Source organism: Arenimonas sp., assembly GCF_035721105.1.
GTDB lineage: Bacteria > Pseudomonadota > Gammaproteobacteria > Xanthomonadales > Xanthomonadaceae > Arenimonas.
This window is the reverse complement of the sequence record NZ_DASTNG010000010.1, coordinates 1-17,787: the sequence shown is the minus strand read 5'-3', so window position 1 is coordinate 17,787 and position 17,787 is coordinate 1. Positions and strand designations below refer to the sequence as shown.

At 72.2% G+C, this 17,787-nt stretch carries 19 protein-coding genes and 1 pseudogene; 10 read left to right on the top strand and 10 right to left on the bottom strand.

Annotated features, from left to right (window positions below; genetic code table 11):
• Window positions 1-71: 71 nt before the first annotated feature.
• Complete coding sequence (locus tag VFQ84_RS00680; RefSeq protein WP_325128154.1) at window positions 72-860, top strand: histone H1-like repetitive region-containing protein; 789 nt, start codon at window positions 72-74, stop codon at window positions 858-860.
• 41 nt (window positions 861-901) lie between these two features.
• On the opposite strand, the gene purT is transcribed toward VFQ84_RS00680, so the two are convergent.
• Window positions 902-2,101, bottom strand: a complete 1,200-nt coding sequence (purT, locus tag VFQ84_RS00675; protein ID WP_325128152.1) for a formate-dependent phosphoribosylglycinamide formyltransferase — start codon at window positions 2,099-2,101, stop codon at window positions 902-904.
• Between the two features lie 94 nt (window positions 2,102-2,195).
• Between purT and VFQ84_RS00670 the strand changes: the two genes are divergently transcribed.
• The 7 genes from VFQ84_RS00670 (at window position 2,196) to VFQ84_RS00640 (ending at window position 7,425) form a co-directional block, all read left to right on the top strand.
• A complete protein-coding gene (locus VFQ84_RS00670) occupies window positions 2,196-3,101 on the top strand; it encodes a hypothetical protein (RefSeq protein WP_325128150.1) in 906 nt (301 codons plus the stop codon).
• A gap of 102 nt (window positions 3,102-3,203) precedes the next feature.
• Window positions 3,204-4,067, top strand: a complete 864-nt coding sequence (locus tag VFQ84_RS00665; protein ID WP_325128148.1) for an SPFH domain-containing protein — start codon at window positions 3,204-3,206, stop codon at window positions 4,065-4,067.
• A 7-nt stretch (window positions 4,068-4,074) separates the two neighbouring features.
• A complete protein-coding gene (locus tag VFQ84_RS00660) occupies window positions 4,075-4,383 on the top strand; it encodes a hypothetical protein (RefSeq protein WP_325128146.1) in 309 nt (102 codons plus the stop codon).
• Between the two features lie 3 nt (window positions 4,384-4,386).
• Entirely contained in the window at window positions 4,387-4,584 is a 198-nt protein-coding gene (locus VFQ84_RS00655) for an Arc family DNA-binding protein (RefSeq protein ID WP_325128144.1), read from the top strand.
• Window positions 4,581-5,120: a hypothetical protein gene (locus VFQ84_RS00650; RefSeq protein ID WP_325128142.1), complete on the top strand. Its 540-nt coding sequence runs from the start codon at window positions 4,581-4,583 to the stop codon at window positions 5,118-5,120. The genes VFQ84_RS00655 and VFQ84_RS00650 overlap by 4 nt, the downstream gene beginning before the upstream one ends.
• Window positions 5,120-6,535, top strand: a complete 1,416-nt coding sequence (locus VFQ84_RS00645) for an alpha/beta hydrolase family protein (RefSeq protein WP_325128140.1) — start codon at window positions 5,120-5,122, stop codon at window positions 6,533-6,535. The genes VFQ84_RS00650 and VFQ84_RS00645 overlap by 1 nt, the downstream gene beginning before the upstream one ends.
• 98 nt (window positions 6,536-6,633) lie before the next feature.
• Window positions 6,634-7,425 (top strand): M15 family metallopeptidase, encoded by a 792-nt coding sequence (locus VFQ84_RS00640; RefSeq protein WP_325128138.1) that lies wholly within the window; start codon window positions 6,634-6,636, stop codon window positions 7,423-7,425.
• 80 nt (window positions 7,426-7,505) lie between these two features.
• On the opposite strand, the gene VFQ84_RS00635 is transcribed toward VFQ84_RS00640, so the two are convergent.
• The 9 genes from VFQ84_RS00635 to VFQ84_RS00595 all read right to left on the bottom strand — a co-directional run bounded on the left by VFQ84_RS00635 (window position 7,506) and on the right by VFQ84_RS00595 (window position 16,611).
• On the bottom strand, window positions 7,506-8,180 hold the full coding sequence (locus tag VFQ84_RS00635; protein WP_325128136.1) for a DNA-3-methyladenine glycosylase 2 family protein: 675 nt from the start codon (window positions 8,178-8,180) through the stop codon (window positions 7,506-7,508).
• 2 nt (window positions 8,181-8,182) lie between these two features.
• A complete protein-coding gene (locus VFQ84_RS00630; protein ID WP_325128134.1) occupies window positions 8,183-8,539 on the bottom strand; it encodes a DUF423 domain-containing protein in 357 nt (118 codons plus the stop codon).
• The gene (locus tag VFQ84_RS00625) at window positions 8,536-9,747 is read right to left on the bottom strand and encodes a DUF4340 domain-containing protein (RefSeq protein ID WP_325128131.1); all 1,212 of its coding nucleotides are present in this window, start codon (window positions 9,745-9,747) and stop codon (window positions 8,536-8,538) included. The genes VFQ84_RS00630 and VFQ84_RS00625 overlap by 4 nt, the downstream gene beginning before the upstream one ends.
• 3 nt (window positions 9,748-9,750) lie before the next feature.
• Window positions 9,751-11,613 carry a GldG family protein gene (locus tag VFQ84_RS00620; protein ID WP_325128129.1) on the bottom strand — a complete coding sequence of 621 codons (1,863 nt, stop codon included), beginning with the start codon at window positions 11,611-11,613 and terminating at the stop codon, window positions 9,751-9,753.
• Window positions 11,614-11,618: 5 nt separating this feature from the next.
• Window positions 11,619-12,353, bottom strand: coding sequence for an ABC transporter permease subunit (locus tag VFQ84_RS00615; RefSeq protein ID WP_325128127.1), 735 nt, complete (start codon window positions 12,351-12,353; stop codon window positions 11,619-11,621).
• Window positions 12,350-13,279 (bottom strand): ABC transporter ATP-binding protein, encoded by a 930-nt coding sequence (locus tag VFQ84_RS00610; protein ID WP_325128126.1) that lies wholly within the window; start codon window positions 13,277-13,279, stop codon window positions 12,350-12,352. Before VFQ84_RS00610 ends, VFQ84_RS00615 begins: the two co-directional genes overlap by 4 nt.
• 98 nt (window positions 13,280-13,377) lie before the next feature.
• Window positions 13,378-14,655 carry an SRPBCC family protein gene (locus VFQ84_RS00605; protein WP_325128124.1) on the bottom strand — a complete coding sequence of 426 codons (1,278 nt, stop codon included), beginning with the start codon at window positions 14,653-14,655 and terminating at the stop codon, window positions 13,378-13,380.
• A 139-nt stretch (window positions 14,656-14,794) separates the two neighbouring features.
• On the bottom strand, window positions 14,795-15,436 hold the full coding sequence (locus tag VFQ84_RS00600; RefSeq protein WP_325128122.1) for a response regulator transcription factor: 642 nt from the start codon (window positions 15,434-15,436) through the stop codon (window positions 14,795-14,797).
• Window positions 15,433-16,611: a sensor histidine kinase gene (locus tag VFQ84_RS00595; protein WP_325128120.1), complete on the bottom strand. Its 1,179-nt coding sequence runs from the start codon at window positions 16,609-16,611 to the stop codon at window positions 15,433-15,435. Before VFQ84_RS00595 ends, VFQ84_RS00600 begins: the two co-directional genes overlap by 4 nt.
• Window positions 16,612-16,779: 168 nt before the next feature.
• Between VFQ84_RS00595 and VFQ84_RS00590 the strand changes: the two genes are divergently transcribed.
• Window positions 16,780-17,376: a GNAT family N-acetyltransferase gene (locus tag VFQ84_RS00590; RefSeq protein WP_325128118.1), complete on the top strand. Its 597-nt coding sequence runs from the start codon at window positions 16,780-16,782 to the stop codon at window positions 17,374-17,376.
• Window positions 17,377-17,378: 2 nt separating this feature from the next.
• Window positions 17,379-17,787, top strand: a pseudogene (gene minC / locus VFQ84_RS00585) (septum site-determining protein MinC); the annotation flags it as partial.

Sequence of the window (17,787 nt, the reverse complement as noted above, 5' to 3'; positions counted from 1 at the left end):
CGCGTTCAAGCAAGCGTGGGCGGACGGGACTAGGATGGAATTCCCCCCGCCGACCAGAAGGACGTCCCGCCATGAAGACCTCCCGCGCGAAGGCCACCGGCAAGCAGGCCGCGAAGAAGAAGGCACCCGCCAGGAAGACGACCGCCAAGCGGTCCGCCGCGAAGAAAACCTCGGCCGCCAAGCCCGCGGCGAAGAAGCCCGCGGCGAAGAAGGCCGTCGCGAAGAAAACCGCCGCGAAGAAGGCAGTGGCAAATAAGACCGCCGCCAAGAAGTCCGTCGCCAGGAAGCCTGTGGCGAAGAAGTCCGCCGCCAAGAAAGCAGTGGCGAAGAAGTCCGCCGCGAAGAAGTCCGTCGCCAAGAAAGCAGTGGCGAAGAAGCCTGCCGCGAAGAAGTCCGTCGCCAAGAAAGCAGTGGCGAAGAAGCCCGCCGCGAAGAAGTCCGTCGCCAGGAAGGCGGTCGCCAAGAAACCCGCGGCGAAGAAGGCACTGGCGGGAAAATCCGCGGCGAAAAAGTCCGCGCCAAAAAAATCCGCGGCGAGCAAGGTCCCGGCGAAGAAGCCAGAAGCCAGGAAAGCCGTCGCGAAGCCGCCCGCCAACACCCACCCCGCGGCGAGCGGGACGTCGGCGACATCCAAGCCAACCCCCACACCCCTTCCGGCCAACAGCGCGAGCCCGCCGGCATCCGCGCCGCCACACACCTCGTCGATGCCGGCACCCACCCACCCGCCGGCACACGCCGGTCCGGAGCCTGCGATCTCGGCCAAGGCGCGGCGGCGGCTGCCCAAGGGCGGCCATGGCGACGCGCCCTCGCAGACCCACGGCCTGCCGCTGCTGCATCGCCGCGGCGTCCGCGGCCACTGATCCCGGAAGGCGGGTCCCGGCCGGAGGCGGCCGGGCCCGCCCTAGCGCAGGGACACGCCCAGGGCCGCGGCGGCGCGGCGGGCCTTGGCGCGCGCGGCCTCGACGTCGTCGGCGCGCGCCAGCGTCACCGCCACGCGGCGATGGCCTTCGACCCGCGGCTTGCCGAACAGGCGCAGGGCCGTGTCGGGCTCGACCAGGGCCGCATCGACGTTCGAGAACTCGGGCACGCCGTGGCCGGTCGCCAGCACCGCGCACGAGGCCGACGGGCCGAGCGCGCGGATGTTCGGGATCGGCAGCCCCAGGATGGCGCGCGCATGCAGCGCGAACTCGCTCAGCTCCTGCGACACCAGGGTCACCAGGCCGGTGTCGTGCGGCCGCGGCGACACTTCGCTGAACCAGACCTCGTCGCCGCGCACGAACAGCTCGACGCCAAACAGCCCGTGGCCGCCCAGGTCGTCGGTGATCGCGCGGGCGATCTCCTGCGAGCGCTGCAGCGCCTGCGCCGACATCGGCTGCGGCATCCAGCTCTCGCGGTAGTCGCCGTCCACCTGCAGGTGTCCGATCGGGTCGCAGAAGGAGGTGCCGTCGCGGTGGCGCACGGTCAGCAGCGTGATCTCGTAGTCGAAGGCCACGAAGCCCTCGACGATGCAGCGTCCCTGGCCGGCGCGGCCGCCGGTCTGGGCAACGTCCCAGGCGGCGTCGACGTCGGCCTCGGTGCGCACCGTGCTCTGGCCCTTGCCGGACGAGGACATCACCGGCTTCACCACGCAGGGCAGGCCGATGGCGGCGACCGCGGCGCGGTATTCCTCCACCGTGTCGACGAACCGGTAGGGCGAGGTCGGCAGGCCCAGGGTCTCCGCGGCCAGGCGACGGATGCCCTCGCGGTCCATGGTCAGGCGCGCCGCGCGCGCGGTGGGCACCACGTGCTGGCCCTTGTCGGCCTCCAGTTCGACCAGGGTCGGGGTATGGATGGCCTCGATCTCGGGCACCACCAGGTCGGGCTTTTCATGGGCGATCAGGTCGCGCAGCGCCGCCGGGTCCAGCATGTTCAGGGTGTGGCTGCGGTGCGCGACCTGCATGGCGGGCGCGTCGGCATAGCGGTCGGCGGCGATGACCTCGACGCCCAGCCGCTGCAGCTCGATCGCGACCTCCTTGCCCAGCTCGCCCGAGCCCAGCATCAGCACCCGCTTCGCCCGGGCCGACAGGGGGGTTCCGAGGGTGATCGAGCGCGGATCGGTCATGGCGGCGGGCCTGCTGTCGGGAGGCGCGGATTGTAGCGCGCGCCCCGGCACAGGGCGTTTCTGGCATGCTGCGCGCCTGACTCCCGAGTGACGCATGGCCTTCGCACGCACCTCCGCCATCACCCTGCTGCTGTTCGTCCCGGCCCTGGCGCTGGGCGCCCGCTGGGGAAAGCCGGAAGCGATGGGCCTGGTGACCGATCGCGCCATCGACGAGATCAGCGGGCTGGCGGCCTCGCGCCGCCATCCGGGGATGTTCTGGGCCCACAACGACAGCGGCGGCGGCGACGCGCTGCACCTGCTCGACGGCCGCGGCCAGCGCCAGGCCACCGTGGCCACGCCAGGCGCCGAGAACATCGACTGGGAAGACATGGCCTCGTTCCAGCTCGACGGCGAGGACTACCTGCTGGTCGCCGACACCGGCGACAACGGCGGCATCCGCCAGTCGCTGCGGCTGCACGTGTTCGAGGAGCCCCGGGACCTGGCCCGGCCCGCCACCCTGGCCTGGACCGTGCACTTCCGCTGGCCCGATGGCCCGCGCGACTGCGAGGCGGTCGCGGTGGATGCCGTGCGCGGCGAGGTCCTGCTGATTTCGAAGAAGCGGGTCCCGGCCGAGCTGTTCCGCGTCCGGCTGGCGGCCGGTCCCGATGAGCAGGTCGCGGAGCGGATCGGCACCCTACCCGGCATCGAGCAGCCCGACGCGTCCGACTTCCGCCGCAGCCCCACCTATGGCCGCTACCGGGCCCAGATCACCGGCGCCGACCTGAGCCCCAACGGCCGCGTGCTGGCGGTGCTGAACTACCGCTCGGTGCATTTCGTGGTGCGCGGTGCGGACGGCGACTGGGCCCCCGGCCTGTCCGACAAGCTGCCGCACCTCGCCCTGCCCTGGCTGCCCCAGGCCGAGGCCATCGCTTTCTCGCTCGACGGCCGTGGCCTGATCGTCGCCAGCGAGCAATTGCCCTCGCCGATCATCCGGTTCCAGGTGGAGCCCGAAGCCAAGTAGTTGTCGGGAAAGGGTTTTTCGGCGGCCCGGGACCCCTTCGGACGCATGGCTTGCAAAGAGATATCTTTCTGATATCGTTTTCCCACCCCAAGGGAGAATCCCATGAAAGAGCAGAGCCTGCGTTCCGTCCCCGGCATCCCCCTCGTGATCGGCCTGCTGGCGGCCATGATCGCCACCGCGGTGTTGTTCATCGCCGGGCTGCGCGACCAGGACGGCCTGTTCATCGCCGCCGGCGTCATCCTCGGCAGCCTCGAGTTCTTCCTCCTGTTCGGCTTCTACATGGTCGAACCCAACCAGGCCGCCGTGCAGAGCCTGTTCGGCAAGTACGTCGGCACCTGCAAGGACCAGGGCCTGCGCTGGAACAACCCGTTCTTCTCGGCCAAGAAGGTCTCGCTGCGCGTGCGCAACTTCGAGTCCGGCAAGCTCAAGGTCAACGACCTCGACGGCAGCCCGATCGAGATCGGCGCGGTCGTGGTCTGGCAGGTGGTCGACTCGGCCGAGGCCGTCTACAACGTCGACGACTACGAAAGCTTCGTGCACATCCAGTCCGAGGCCGCCCTGCGCGCCATGGCCACCAGCTACCCCTACGACCAGCACGACGACGGCACCGTCGCCCTGCGCAGCCACGCCGCCGAGATCGCCAAGCACCTGACCGAGGAGATCCAGGAGCGCCTGGCGCAGGCCGGCGTCACCGTGTCCGAGGCGCGCATCAGCCACCTGGCCTACGCGCCGGAAATCGCCCAGGCCATGCTGCAGCGCCAGCAGGCCGGCGCCATCATCGCCGCCCGCACCCGCATCGTCGAAGGCGCGGTGAGCATGGTGGAAATGGCGCTCCAGCAGCTGTCCGCGCGCAAGGTGGTCGAACTCGACCCGGAGCGCCGCGCGACCATGGTCAGCAACCTGCTGGTGGTGCTGTGCAGCGAGCGCGGCACCCAGCCGGTGGTCAATGCCGGCACGATCTACTGAGGCCGGCATGGACGAAATGATGCTGGCCGGGATCTTCGCGCTGGTGACGTCCTTGCCCGGCGTGCTGCTCGGCCTGGCGCTGCTGGCCGGCCTGTGGCGCCCCGCCTCGCTGGACGGCGCCCGCGACCCCGACGGGCTGCGCCGCGCGGTCGGTGGCACGGTGCTGGCGATCGGCGGACTGGTGTCGGCGCTGGGCCTGGCGCTGCTGCTGCTGCCGCGCGCGACCCTGCTGGCGACCCTGCCCGCCCTGCTGGGCGCGGTCCTGGTGCTGGCCGTCGTGCTGACGGTGGTCGTGCTGCGGAAGCAGCGGGGCTGACCGGTGACGGCGAAGAAGGCCTACCCGCTGCGCATCAACGCCGAGGTGCTGGACGCCATCCAGCGCTGGGCGGATGACGAACTGCGCTCGCTGAACGCGCAGATCGAGTACGTGCTGCGGGAGTCCCTTCGCAAGTCCGGCCGCCTCAAGCCCGCCCCCGGCAACGACGACGACGACACCTCGCCGGGAGCCCCGCGATGACCTACCGCAATTTCGCACTGACGCCGCTGGGCAAGCCGGTGGTCGCCTTCGCGGTCCTGCTGGCCACGCTGCTGCCGCTGGTGGTGGCCGGGGTGGCGGTGCTGCGGGTGCCGGCCGACGCCGCCGGCGTCGACGTGCTGCCGCTGGCCCGGGGCCAGGCCCTGGTGGCGCTGCTGGTGCTGGCCGTGGTGCTGCCCCTGTGGCGGCGGCAGGCGGCGTTCGATGGCGAACGGCTGCGCGTGCGCGCCACCTGGTTCAGCCGCGAATCGCCGGTGTCGGAGTTCCGCCTGGACCAGGCCAGGGTGCTGGACCTGCGCGAACACCAGGACGTCCGGCCGCGGCTGAAGACGATGGGCTATCGCCTCCCGGGCTTCTGGGGCGGGCATTTCCGGCTGCGCGACGGCCGCCGCGCGTTCTGCCTGGTCAGCGATCCGGCCAAGGTGCTGATGCTGCCGCATGCCGACGGTGGCGTCTGGCTGCTCAGCCTGCAGCATCCGCAGGCGGTGCTCGACATCCTCCGGCGGTCGCGGGCCTGATGCCCCCCGGCGGGCGCACGGGCGGCATCGTGCGGCCTGTGGCGGGCTGGCGGGTGGTCGCGCTCGCGCTCGCGCTGGCGATGGCATCGGCACCGCCGGCGTTCGCCCAGGCGCCATCGTCCGTCGCGTCCAAGGATGAAAACGCCGCGCGCGCCGAGGCCGCCGAGGCCTTCCTCGCGGACCTGGCGGCCGGACGCTACGAGGAGGCCGCCCGCCGGCTGGCTCCCGACGCCGCTGCCCGACTGGCGCCTGACGCCGCACGGCGCGCCAGCGCGGCGCGCCTGGCCGACACCTGGCAATCCGAAGGGCTGGCCAACGGCGCCCTGCTCAACCGCGGTGCCGGCCAGCCCCGCGTGGCCGGCGGCCGGCGCATCCTGGCCGTGACCCTGCAGTTCGAACGCGCGACCCTGCAGGCGCAGCTGCGGCTGGACCCGGACCATCGGATCGTCGCCTTCCGGCTGGTGTCCGGCGCCGATGCCATCGGCGACCTGCTGGTCGGCGAATCGGAGGTCCGCGCGCTGCCGATCCTGGTCGGCGACCTGCCCGGCGTCCTCACCCTCCCGGCCGGCGACGGCCCCTTCCCCGCGGTGGTGCTGGTGCACGGCAGCGGCCTGGCCGACCGCGACAGCCGGATCGGTCCCAACACGCCCTTCCGCGACCTGGCCAACGGCCTCGCCCACCTCGATGTCGCCACCCTTCGCTACGACAAGCGACCGCTGGCGCAGCAGCGCACCCTGGGCCCCACGGCGAACGCCGACGACGTGACCGTGAACGACGCCGTGGCCGCGATCGCCCTGCTCGCGCGACAGCCCGGCGTGGACCGCGGGCGCATCTTCGTCGCCGGGCACAGCCTGGGCGGACTGCTGGCACCGCGCATCGCCGCGCGAGCGCCCGACACCGACGGCGTGATCATGCTGTCGGCGCTGGCGCGGCCCTTCCACCACGCCATCGCCGACCAGGTGCGCTATCTGGCCGAGGCCGACGGCCGCGTCAGCGAGCTCGAACGCGCGTCGGTGGCGCAGGCTGTGCGCCAGCGCGACGAGATCGACGCCATGCTGGCCGGCGGCCCCGAGCCCCGCGATCCGCTGCTGCGCATCCCGGCGGCCTACTGGCGGCACCTGGCCACCTACGACGCCCTGGCCGCCGCGCGCGACCTGCACCTGCCGATGCTGTTCATCCAGGGCGGCCGCGACTACCAGGTCACGGCCCGGGACGACCTGGCGCGCTGGCGGGCGGCGCTGCAGGGCCGCGACGACGTGGTGTTCCGCGAGTATCCGGCGCTCAACCATTTCCTGCTGCCGGGCGAAGGCCCGCCGGGTTCGCGCGAGTACTTCACGCCCGGCCGGCTCGATACCGAGGTCATCCTCGACATCGCCGCCTGGATCCACGCGCGCGAGCCGCGCGAATCGCGCTGAGCCGCCGGACGCCGCAAATGGCCACCCCGGCACGGCCGGCGCGCCACCGCGCAGCGCCCCGGCGTGACGCGTCCGCGCGCGCCGGATAAGCTGCCCGCATGCACGCCCTCGACTGGCACCTGGTCAACAGCGACGCGATCGAGGCCCTGCCGGCCCGGCTGCTGCGCGCCCGCGCGAACGCCGATGCCCGGGCCTTGGCGCAGGCGCCGTGGCTGCTGCGCCGCAAGCGCGATGGCCGCTTCCTGGCCACCACCGGCAACGGACGGTTCCGGGCGCTGGTGCCCGACCTGGCGCGCGAGCCGGGCCTGGACGCGATCCTGGACGCGCTGGGTGCGCCGCACGAGCGCGCGGGCATCCCATACGAACTGCCGCTCGACGGCCTGGTCGCGCACCTGCAGGCACTGGGCCTGGACACGTCCTACGGCGACGCGGTCGGCCTGCCGCTGGTGGCCGAACCGATGCGGCTCGAATACGCCGGCCGCGACCGCTTCCGCCGCCCGCTCTGGCTGCTCGATCCCGCCGCGCGCGCCTGGCGCCGCCTGCGCGCCGCGGCCCGGGCCGACGACATCGCCCTCGACGCCATCTCCGGCTACCGCAGCCACGCCTACCAGCTCGGCATCTTCGAACGGAAGCTGGCGCGCGGCCTCACGCTGCCGCAGATCCTCGCGGTCAACGCGGCGCCCGGCTACAGCGAACACCACGGCGGCTGCGCGATCGACATCGGCACGCCCGGGCAGCCGCCGGCGGAGGAAGGCTTCGAAGCCACGCCGGCCTTCGCCTGGCTGCATCGGCGGGCGGGCGAGTTCGGCTTCCGGATGAGCTACCCGCGCGGCAACCCGCACGGCATCGTCTACGAGCCCTGGCACTGGCGCTGGCATCCCGCCGGCTGAAACGCGCAGCGCACGCGCGCGGGACGCCCGGTCCCGCGGGCACCTGGCCTTGGCCGTGCGGCGCACCTGCGCCGTGACGCCTAGTCCTGCGAGCGCTTGACCGGTGGCCGGGCCGGCGCGGCGGCGTCGACGATGCGCCACAGGTACAGGCCCGCCAGCGTGCGGTAGGGCCCCCAGGCTTCGCCCCGCTCCGCCAGCAGTTTCGGCTTGGGCATCTCGTCGAGCTTGTCGAGCAGCTGCGCGCCCTTGCGCACGCCCAGGTCGTCGACCGGCAGCACGTCGGGGCGGCCGAGACTGAACATCAGCATCATCTCCACCGTCCAGCGGCCGATGCCGCGCACGGCGGTCAGCCGTTCGATGATGGCGGCGTCGTCCATCGTCGCCATCTCGCGCGAAGTGGGGATCTCGCCGCGCGCATCGCGGGCCGCCAGGTCGCGCAGTGCCAGCGTCTTGTTGCCGGAGACGCCGCAGGCGCGCAGGGTCGGATCATCGATGCGGCCCAAAGTGTCGGCGTGCAGCTTCTTCGCCGCGATCGCGACCTCCACCCGGCCGACGATGGTGGCCGCGGCCTTGCCCGACAGCTGCTGGTAGAGGATGGCGCGGGCCAGCGCGTCGGTGGTGTCGAAGGGTTTGCGCCAGCGCGCGGCCACGTCCAGCGGACCGATGCGGTCGATCCAGCGGCCCAGCTTGCGGTCGCGCCGCCGCAGGTGCGCGGCGGCGGCGTCAAGGTCGAATCCGCGCGATTGGCGGGCCATGGCTAGCCTCGTGGGCGAAGGGCGTCGGCGGCCAGCGTAAGCCAGGCCAGCATCATCAGCACGCCCCCGGCCGGGGCCAGCGCGGTCGGCGTGGCCAGGAACACGGCGCCCAGCAGGCTGCCCGAAAACAGCACGACGCCCAGCGCCAGCGCCGCCAGCGCGGCCAGGCGCAGGCGGCCGGCCGAGGGCGTGGCCAGCATGAACAGCGCCAGGCCGTGGCCGAACAGGAACAGGGCGGCCAGGCCGGCGCGGCGGGCATCGGCATCGGCCAGCCCGTGGCTCGCATAGGCGCCCAGCCCGACCGACGCGGCGCAGGCCACGGCGCCGGAGGCGGCCAGCGCGCGCGCCAGCCGGCTCACCCGGGCCCGGCCAGGTAGTCGTCGCGGCCGCGCATCAGCGGCGCCGCCTTGTAGGGCGGCAGCAGGAACCGCCGGCCTTCGAAGCTGGCCTGCCAGGCCTCGACTTTGGCGCGCAGCGCCGCGGCGCGCTGGGCCGGCGATTCTGCGGGCGGGCGGGCGTCGTCTCCGGCGCCATCCGCCACATCGCCCCCCGCCCCGGCCTTGCCCGCGGCCATCGCGGCTCCCTCGCCGGCGGCGCCGTCGACCGACGCGGCGTCACGCGCGGCCGCCTGCGCGACCTCTTGCGCGGCCTCCTGCGCGGCCGCCGCCATCGCATCGGCGCGGGTGAACCAGGCCAGCGCGGCGGCTTCATCGAAACTTGCCGAGAGCCGCGCCCAGGTGCCGCGGGCATCGGTCCAGGCCGCGACGCGCACCGCCACGCCATCCACGCCGATGAAGTCCACGACCTGGATCGCTTCGCTGCCGTCGTCGGCGGCGACGTCATCGAAAGGCAGCTGGTCGGTGAAACCCGCGGTGCCATTGCCGGCATCCGGATCGGTCATCACCGCCGGCGGCCGGCCGTCGAGGCTGAAGCGATCCTCGACCCGCGACAGTCGGAAAGCGCGGGCGCCGGACGGCGCCACGCGGACTTCCTCGATGCGCGCCATCGGGATATCTAGCAGGCGGCGGTCGAGCCAGTCGGTCGGCTCGCGCGCCGGCCCGATGTCCTCGTCCAGCAGCCAGGCCTGCGGATCGTCGCCGACGCGCACGTAGCTGCCGCCGAGCGAGGGATGGTTGTTGCCGACCACCAGCCGCACCGGCCCGCCCGCGCCGCCGTCGAGCCAGAGCGCGGCGCCCTTGGCCCCGGGCAGGTCGATGGCCTCGACGCCCAGGCGCGCATGCCGCGCCGGATCGCGGGTCTTGGGCTCGATCCGGCGCGCCTGGCCCAATCGGTACAGGGCGCGGCTGACTTCGCGCTGGTTCGCCGGCCAGTCGTCGCGGTCGGGCATGCGCCAGACGCCGTCGCGCTTCTCGATCCGCACCAGGAGCGCTTCGCCGGCGCCTCGCACCTCGAGGCTGTCGATGGCGTCGACCCGTTCCGCGAAGCCGGGCAGCGCCAGCCCGGGGTCTTCGACCGTGTCCGTGGCCTGGCGTTCGAGCAGCCACCAGGCGGCGCCGGCCAGCGCGAAGACGACGACGGTCGCGGGCAACAGCCAGCGGGTGCGCATGGCTCAGGCCTCCGTCGCGCGGCGGCGCGCGCGGCGGCGCCAGGCCAGGCCCAGCGCCACCAGCACCACCAGCGCCGGCATGCCCAGGATGTTGACCAGCTTCAGGCGGTCGCCCAGGGCCTCGATGTCGGCGTTGAGGCGATGCTGCACTTCGCGCAGCTCCTTGCGCATGCGCAGCTTCTCGTCCTGGAAGCGCAGGATCTCGGCCTGCTGCGGCCCGCTCAGCGGCTGCGCCTGGCCGTCGGCGCCGGGCTGCTGCAGGGCGGCGAGCTTCTGCTCGAGCTCGTCGAGCTGGCGCTGCAGCCGCTGTTCACTGCTGCGGTAGCGCTGCTCGGCGCTGCGGCGCAGGGCCGTGACGCGCTCGAACGGACGCGCCGCGCTGGCGCGGGTGCGCACGGCGATCAGGTCGGCATTGCCCACCAGGTTGTCGACCGCGTTGTAGACGAAGTCACCGTTGCTGGCGAAGGCGTTGTAGACCGGCTGGCCCAGGAAGTCGTTCACCTGCACCCACATCCGGTCGGCCAGCACGTCGGTGTCGGCGACGATGACCAGGTTCACCGGCTCGCGGCTCTCGGCCACGTGCTTGTCGCCCGCGCGGTCGGGGAAGGCGCTGCGCAGCGGGCCGGTGAAGCGCGCGGCGATGACGTGCGGCTGGCCGCCCGGCCGGAAGCCCTTGCGCAGCTGCTCGGGATCGGCGGCCGCGTCGCGCACCGTGGCCACGTCGGCCAGGGCCGAGGCGCCGGAGCTTTGTGCCAGCGCCTCCATGGCCAGCCCGGACTCGCGGCTCAGGCCCAGCGCGCCGGCGCTGGAGACGTTCAGCGTCTGCAGCTCGCCGGTGACCACGTCGTCCTGGTTCAGCGCGTCCTTGCCCAGGCCCAGCACCGCCAGGTGGCGCACGGGCAGTCCGTTCGGATCGGGCTGCACCTGCAGCGCGTGCTTGTCGTCGAGCACCAGCCGGGTCGGGTCGTACTGGATGCCCCAGGCCTTGAACAGCGCGGGCAGGTCGGAGCTGCGGGGGATGGCCACCGACAGCGGGTCCAGCGGGTCGATCGCCGATTCGTCGGCTTCCGAATCCGGGTCGACGAAGGCCAGCAGGCGCCCGCCGCGCATCACGAACTGGTCGATGGCGTAGAGCGTGTCGGCGGACAGCTGCCGCGGATGCACCAGCATCAGCAGGTCGACGTCGTCGGCGATGGCGGTGGGATTGTCCTGCAGCCGGCGCAGCTCGAACAGTTCGCTGAGCTGGCGGTCGAACACCCAGCCCGGACGGCTGCGGCCGGCCGGATCCAGGGTCGGACCGGTCGGCAAGCCGCTGATGATTGCCACCACCGGCTGGGTGTCGATGCTCAGGGTGGAGATGAGCTTGGCGACGTCGTACTCGAGGAAGGCTTCCTTGTCCGGCTGGATGAAGGGCATCACCGTCTCGCCGTCGGTGCTGTTGAGCCCGACCAGCCCGAAGTAGAGCTTGTCGCCGCTGGTACCCAGCGGGATCGACTGCAGGCCATGGGCCTCGGCCTGGTCCTCGGCCTCGGAGAACGGCTCCGGGTCGATGACCTCCAGCGTGACCTGGCCATCGCTGCGCGCGGCCACTTCCTCGAGCAGCTCGCGCACGCGGGTGGCGAACACGCGGAACTGCTGCAGGTCGCGGGTGGCGTGTTCGGAGTAGTACAGCTTCAGGCGCACCGGCTCGTCCACCCGGCCCAGCAGGTGGCGGGTGCCTTCGGACAGCGTGTAAAGGCCCTTGTCGGTGAGGTCGAGCCGGGCGCCGCGCAGCAGCACCGAATTGAGCGCGACCAGGGCCACGAAGCCCAGGGCCAGCAGGGCCAGGGCGAACAGCGGGGCGGAACGTCGGGACAGGATCTTCATGGCGTTCAGTCGGCTTTCCGGAGGTCGATCACCAGCACCGTCGCCGCCAGCCAGGCGGCGATGCACAGCAGGAAGAACACCACGTCGCGAAGGTCCAGCACGCCGCGGCTGATCGCCTGGAAATGGGTGAGGAAACTGAGCCCCGCGAAGGCGTCGACCCAGGCCTGCGGCGCCCAGCCGCGCACCAGGTCCAGCGCCATCGGGAAGCCGGCCAGCAGCAGCAACAGGCAGACGACGACGGTGAGGATGAAGGCCACGACCTGGCTGCGGGTCGCGGCCGACAGCGCACTGCCCACCGCCAGGAAGGCGCCGGCCATCAGCCAGCTGCCGAGATAGCCGGCGAAGATCACCCCGTGGTCGGGATCGCCCAGCCACGCCACCGTCACCCACATCGGGAAGGTCAGCGCCAGCGCCAGGCCCAGGAACGCCCAGGCCGCCAGGAACTTGCCCAGCACGGCCTGCCACAGCGCCAGCGGCAGGGTCAGCAGCAGCTCCAGCGTGCCCGACTTGCGCTCCTCGGCCCAAAGCCGCATCGCCACCGCGGGCGCCAGCAGCAGGTAGAGCCAGGGATGGAAGCGGAAGAACGGCTGCAGGTCGGCCTGCCCCGCTTCGTAGAAGCCGCCGAGGTAGAAGGTGAAGGCCCCGGCCAGCACCAGGAAGATGACCAGGAACACGGCCGCCAGCGGCGTGGCGAAGTAGCTGGCGAACTCACGGCGGAACACCGACAGCACCGCGCTCATGCCGCCGCCTCCCCGGTGGTGATGCGGCGGAAGACCTCGTCGAGCCGCCCGCGTTCGGGCTGCAGGCCGGTGTACACCACGCCGCGCTGGCGCAGGCGCTCGGCCACCGCGTCGGCCGGCACCGGCCGGCCCTGCGGGAAGACGTACAGGCGGCCGTCGGCCGCGTCCTGGTGGAAGCCGCTGACGCCGGGCATGCCGTCGAGCGCGGCGCGGGCGGCGATGCTGTCGCTGGCCAGCAGCGACACCGCACCCTGGAAGCGCGAACGCGCCAGCAGTTCGGCCGGCGTGGCGTCGGCCAGCACCTTGCCGCGGGCGACGATCATGGCGCGGGTGCACACCGCTTCGACCTCCTCGAGGATGTGGGTCGACAGCAGCACGGTGCGCTCGCGCGCCAGCTCGCGGATCAGGCCGCGGACCTCGTGCTTCTGGTTCGGATCGAGGCCGTCGGTCGGCTCGTCGAGGATCAGCGCCGGCGGATCGTGCAGGATCGCCGCCGCCAGGCCCACCCGTCGCTTGAAGCCCTTGGACAGCGTGTCGATGGGCTGGTGCAGCACGCCCTCGAGCGAAAGCCGGCCCAGCACCGACTGCAGGCGCTCGCGGCGATGGGCGCCGCGCAGGCCGCGCACGTCGGCCACGAAGCCCAGGAAGCCGTCGGGGGACATCTCGCCGTAGCCCGGCGCGCCTTCGGGCAGGTAGCCCAGCGCGCGGCGCGCGGCCATCGGCTCGGCCTGCACGTCATGGCCGCAGACCTTCGCGGTGCCCGACGTCGGCGCCAGGAAGCCGGCGATCATCTTCATGGTGGTGGACTTGCCGGCGCCGTTGGGGCCGAGGAAGCCGAGCACCTCGCCGGGCCCGACCTTGAAACTGATGCCATCCACGGCCAGCAGGCGGCCGTAGCGCTTGTGCAGGGCGTGTGCCTCGATCATCGGGACGTCGTCTCGCTGGGTTCGGTTTCGGTGGGACCCCGCGGCCCGGGGAGCCCGGAAACGACAGGGCGGGCACTTGGCCCGCCCTGCGGTGTTGCTTAGGCGGCGGCCGCTTCGGCCTCGGCCCCGGCCTCGTCGGCTTCCGCCGGCGCGGCCTCGCTGCCTTCGTCCTCCGGCAGCGGCGCGATCACGCGCGGCGCGGGGTCGGCGACGCCCGGCGTGCGGATCGGCCAGTACACGTTGAACTCCGCGTCCTCGGCCAGCATGTCCTTGATCTCGCCGAGGTAGTCCTCGTACGGGCGATCGGTCGGCTCGTAGCCACGGACCAGGGACCAGGCGCGGACCAGGTCGCGGATGCGGGCCAGGCCCGGCGACGGGCCGGTGTAGGTGGTCTTGGCGGCGCGACGGGCCGGCAGCTGGGCGTACACCACCGGGCCCTCGACCTTGACGTCGAAGGTCTCGAGCGGCGCGTTCGGGTCGACCGCCGGGGCGGCCGGGGCCTCGGCCACGGCCTCGCCTTCGGTGCCCTCGGCGCCTTCGGCGGCGTCGGTGGCCTCGTCGGCCGGGCCGGTGCCCTTGCGGCGGATCGGCAGCACCACGTCGAAGCCGTAGGTGTCGGCACCGAACTCGTTGGTGACGATGCGCATCGGGCCGGCGGCCTCGAGCTCGTTCTTCTCCATCACCTGGTCGATCCACTTGCGCTGGTTCGTCATCGCCAGGGCGATGTCGTCGTTGGCGCGCTTGGCGGCGGTGGTGACCAGCAGGACGTTTTCGGCCGGCAGCTCGACGACCTGGAAGCCAGGCTCATGCAGGCTGTAGTCGAAGCGCGGGATGGTGGCCAGCAGGTTGCTCAGCTTGCCCAGGCCGCGCTTGATGTCGGCGCCGATCTCGCTGTTGACGTAGAGCGTGCCCGAGTAGCGGCCCAGCAGGTCCCAGCCGTAATCGACCGAGTAGCGCTGGGTGATCTCGACGTTCTGCTTGCGCTGGCCGGTCCGCTCGAAGCGGAAGGTCATGGTCTTGTTCTTGCCGCGGCCCGGGGTGTCGAGCGCGTAGACGATCTTCTCGCCCGGCACGAACTCGACCACCTTCCATTCGCCCGAGCCGATCGAGAACTGGCTGGACTGGAAGGCCAGCGTGGCGCCTTCGCCGGATTCGGGGCCGGAGGTGGTGAGCTGGACGCGCGGGTCATGGTTGACCAGGGCGTTCCAGTCGCGGAACCGGGTGAAGCTGCTCAGGATGTCGTTCACCGTCGCCATCGGACGGTTGGTCTCGATCGAGTGCGACACGGTGCGCTTGGCGGGCAGGAACAGGCCGATCACCACGAACAGCGCGATGACGATCAGCAGGGAAATAATCCACTCAATAACTCGGGTCATTCGGAAGCTCTCCAGGAACGGCCCTCGACTGGTCCACATGCCCAATCGCAGGAACCGGGGAGGATAACAGGTCAGCCAGCCGCCCGGCAGGGGGCGGCGGGAAATCGTCGGAAACCCCGCCGTGGCGCGGGTTCCGGGCCTAGACCAGCTTGAGCTCGAAGGCCTTGAGCACGGCCCGGGTGCGGTCGCGCACGCCCAGCTTGGACAGGATGTTGGACACGTGGTTCTTCACGGTGCCTTCCGCCACGCCCAGCGAGTTGGCGATCTCCTTGTTGGAGAAGCCGCCGGCCATCAGGCGCAGGATCTCGGTCTCGCGGTCGGTCAGCGGGTCGGGCTGGTCGAGGCTGACGAATTCGTTCTGCAGGCCCTCCAGGCCCGACAGCAGCCGCTGGGTCACCGCCGGCTGCACCAGCGAGCCGCCGTCGGCCACGGTCTGGATGGCGTTCACCAGCTGGTCCAGCGACACATCCTTGAGCAGGTAGCCGCGGGCACCGGCGCGGATGCCGGCCAGCACCAGCTGGTCGTCGTCGAAGGTGGTCAGGATGATGGTGGGCGGCAGCAGGCCCTGGGCGGTCAGCGCCTGCAGCGCCTCCAACCCGGACATCACCGGCATGCGCATGTCCATCAGCACCACGTCGGGCTTGACCTGCGGGATCAGCTCGACCGCCTGGCGGCCGTCGCCGGCCTCGGCGACCACTTCGATGCCGTCGGCCAGCTCCAGCAGCGATTTCACGCCCTGGCGCACGAGGGTTTGGTCATCGACCAGGCAGACACGGATCATGCGGCGTTCTCCAATGGCAAGCGGATGTCCAGCGCGAAGCCCTGCCCGCGCCCGGTGATGATATCGACCCGGCCGCCGTAGGCGCCCAGGCGTTCGCGGATGCCGCGCAGGCCGTTGCCGGCCACGGTGTCGCCCTCGACCCCGCGGCCGTCGTCCCGGGCCTGGATGCGGGCCTCGGCGCCGTCGCGGGCGATGGTCAGCCACAGCGTCGAGGCGCCGGCATGGCGCACGGCGTTGGTGATGATTTCCTGGGTGCAGCGCAGCAGCACGTGGGCGCGCTCCGGGTCTTCGATGACCAGCGGCTCGGGCAGGTCCAGGCGGATGTCCAGCGCCGGCACGCCCTCGACCAGGGTGCGGATGGCGCCGCTGAGGTCGATGGCGCCCTCGTCGCGCATCTCGCTGACCGCCTCGCGCACGTCGGTGAGCAGCAGCTTGGCCAGGGTGTGGCTCTGGCGCACGTGCTCCTGGGCGCGGCCCTCGGTGAGGTGGCCGGCGACCTCCAGGTTCAGGCTCAGGGCCGTCAGGTGGTGGCCCAGCAGGTCGTGCAGCTCGCGCGAGATCCGCACCCGCTCGCTCATGCGCGAGCTTTCGGCCAGCAGGGCGCGGGTGGCGCGCAGCTCGGAGTTCAGGCGGCGCTGCTCCTCGCGGGCCTCGGCCTGCTGCTTGGCGACCAGGCCGGTGACGAAGGTGAAGCTGGAATAGCCGATGTACAGGGCGGCCACCAGCACGGCCTCGACCGGCATCAGGCCCTGGCCCTCGATCAGCACCGGCACCAGGGCCACGTGCTGCAGCACCAGCCACAGCACCCCCAGCGCCAGCGGCAGCAGCCAGGGGATGACCCCGGCGATGATCATCAGCAGGATGCCGCCCAGGCCGGTGCCGGTGAGGTGGCTGAGCGCGACCGCGGACGCGGTCAGCGCGGCCAGCAGGCCGATGTCGTACCAGCGCGGGCGGCGCGCCCCCAGCGAGCGGGTGACCAGCCAATAGGCCATGCCGAAGGCGAAATACGCCATGGCCGCGCCGCGCATGTCGGGCTGGATCACGCCCTCGAGGCCCTCCCCGGCCTCGGTGGCCGGGAAGTACCAGGAATTGAGCACCAGCGGGATGCCCACCACCGCCCAGGTGAACAGGCCGGCGTAGCGCAGCAGCTTGGTGTGGGAGACGCGGTTGAGCATGGCGGCATCATAGGCCGGCCACCGGCCCGGCGTGCCACCCCGGAAGTCATGCCCCGCGAGCATTTCCCACGGCCGCCCCGGGCGGCGGCACCCGTGCGATAATCCCGTCCCGATCGCCCGCCGGCTCCCCCCGCCCGCGGCCCTCACGCCATCGGAGTCCGAAAGACAATGCCGATCACCATCCGCGACGTGCGCGAGCACGAGCTGGATTCCGTACTAGCCCTGAACAATGCGGCCGGGCCGTCCATCCTTCCGATGGACGCCACCAAGGCGCGGTTCTTCTGGGAACATGCCGAATACTTCCGGGTCGCCGAGCAGGACGGCCTGATCACCGGGTTCCTGGTGGCGCTGTCGCAGGACGCGCCGCACGAGAGCCCGAACTTCCGGTGGTTCAAGGAGCGCCAGCCGCGCTTCCTGTACGTCGACCGCATCGTCATCGCCCGGCCCCGCCGGGGCGGCGGCCGCGGCCGGGCGTTCTACGCCGACGTCCAGAGCTTCGCCGAGCTGCGCTGGCCGCAGCTGTGCTGCGAGGTCTTCCTGCAGTCGGGCAACGACCCGGCCCTGCTCTTCCACGGCCACTTCGGCTTCCGCGAGGTCGGCCAGCAGGTCATGCCCGGCACCGACATCCGCGTGTCGATGCTGATGAAGGAGATGTGCAGCTATCCGTTCGTGGCCCAGGCTTACGGCGATCGCCTGCCGGACCAGCCCTGGCTCCAGGCGCGCGCCCTGCCCGGCCGCCACGGCACCCTGGCGACGGGAACCTGACCATGGCCGCCAACCCGATCGACTACGAGCAGGCCGGCGAACTCAAGTTCGGCCAGGTCGGCATCGCCAACCTACGCGTGCGCACGCTCGACCCCGCGCGCCTGGGGGCCGAGATGGCCGAACGCGTCCAGCGCGCGCCCAAGCTGTTCGCCCGCGCCGCGGTGGTGCTGGACTTCGGCGGCCTGAGCCGCTGCCCGGATGCCGGCCAGGCCCGGGCCGTCATCGACGCCCTGCGCGAGGCCGGCGTGCTGCCGGTGGCCCTGGCCTACGGCACCCGCGAGATGGACGACCTGTCCCAGGCCGTCGGCCTGCCGCTGCTGGCCAAGTTCCGGGCGTCCTACGAGCGCGACGGCGAGGCCGAACCGGCCGCGCCCGCGCCCCGCCGCGCCGCCCCGGAACCGGCGCCGGCCC

What these genes read in the sequence shown, in the direction of transcription:
- purT (WP_325128152.1), bottom strand. Translation starts at nt 2,101, where the DNA reads ATGACCGATCCGCGCTCGATCACCCTCGGAACCCCCCTGTCGGCCCGG.
- VFQ84_RS00590 (WP_325128118.1), top strand. Translation starts at nt 16,780, where the DNA reads ATGCCGATCACCATCCGCGACGTGCGCGAGCACGAGCTGGATTCCGTA.
- VFQ84_RS00595 (WP_325128120.1), bottom strand. Translation starts at nt 16,611, where the DNA reads ATGCTCAACCGCGTCTCCCACACCAAGCTGCTGCGCTACGCCGGCCTG.
- VFQ84_RS00680 (WP_325128154.1), top strand. Translation starts at nt 72, where the DNA reads ATGAAGACCTCCCGCGCGAAGGCCACCGGCAAGCAGGCCGCGAAGAAG.
- VFQ84_RS00670 (WP_325128150.1), top strand. Translation starts at nt 2,196, where the DNA reads ATGGCCTTCGCACGCACCTCCGCCATCACCCTGCTGCTGTTCGTCCCG.
- VFQ84_RS00610 (WP_325128126.1), bottom strand. Translation starts at nt 13,279, where the DNA reads ATGATCGAGGCACACGCCCTGCACAAGCGCTACGGCCGCCTGCTGGCC.
- VFQ84_RS00645 (WP_325128140.1), top strand. Translation starts at nt 5,120, where the DNA reads ATGCCCCCCGGCGGGCGCACGGGCGGCATCGTGCGGCCTGTGGCGGGC.
- VFQ84_RS00665 (WP_325128148.1), top strand. Translation starts at nt 3,204, where the DNA reads ATGAAAGAGCAGAGCCTGCGTTCCGTCCCCGGCATCCCCCTCGTGATC.
- VFQ84_RS00615 (WP_325128127.1), bottom strand. Translation starts at nt 12,353, where the DNA reads ATGAGCGCGGTGCTGTCGGTGTTCCGCCGTGAGTTCGCCAGCTACTTC.
- VFQ84_RS00620 (WP_325128129.1), bottom strand. Translation starts at nt 11,613, where the DNA reads ATGAAGATCCTGTCCCGACGTTCCGCCCCGCTGTTCGCCCTGGCCCTG.
- VFQ84_RS00625 (WP_325128131.1), bottom strand. Translation starts at nt 9,747, where the DNA reads ATGCGCACCCGCTGGCTGTTGCCCGCGACCGTCGTCGTCTTCGCGCTG.
- VFQ84_RS00605 (WP_325128124.1), bottom strand. Translation starts at nt 14,655, where the DNA reads ATGACCCGAGTTATTGAGTGGATTATTTCCCTGCTGATCGTCATCGCG.
- VFQ84_RS00600 (WP_325128122.1), bottom strand. Translation starts at nt 15,436, where the DNA reads ATGATCCGTGTCTGCCTGGTCGATGACCAAACCCTCGTGCGCCAGGGC.
- VFQ84_RS00635 (WP_325128136.1), bottom strand. Translation starts at nt 8,180, where the DNA reads ATGGCCCGCCAATCGCGCGGATTCGACCTTGACGCCGCCGCCGCGCAC.
- VFQ84_RS00650 (WP_325128142.1), top strand. Translation starts at nt 4,581, where the DNA reads ATGACCTACCGCAATTTCGCACTGACGCCGCTGGGCAAGCCGGTGGTC.
- VFQ84_RS00660 (WP_325128146.1), top strand. Translation starts at nt 4,075, where the DNA reads ATGGACGAAATGATGCTGGCCGGGATCTTCGCGCTGGTGACGTCCTTG.
- VFQ84_RS00640 (WP_325128138.1), top strand. Translation starts at nt 6,634, where the DNA reads ATGCACGCCCTCGACTGGCACCTGGTCAACAGCGACGCGATCGAGGCC.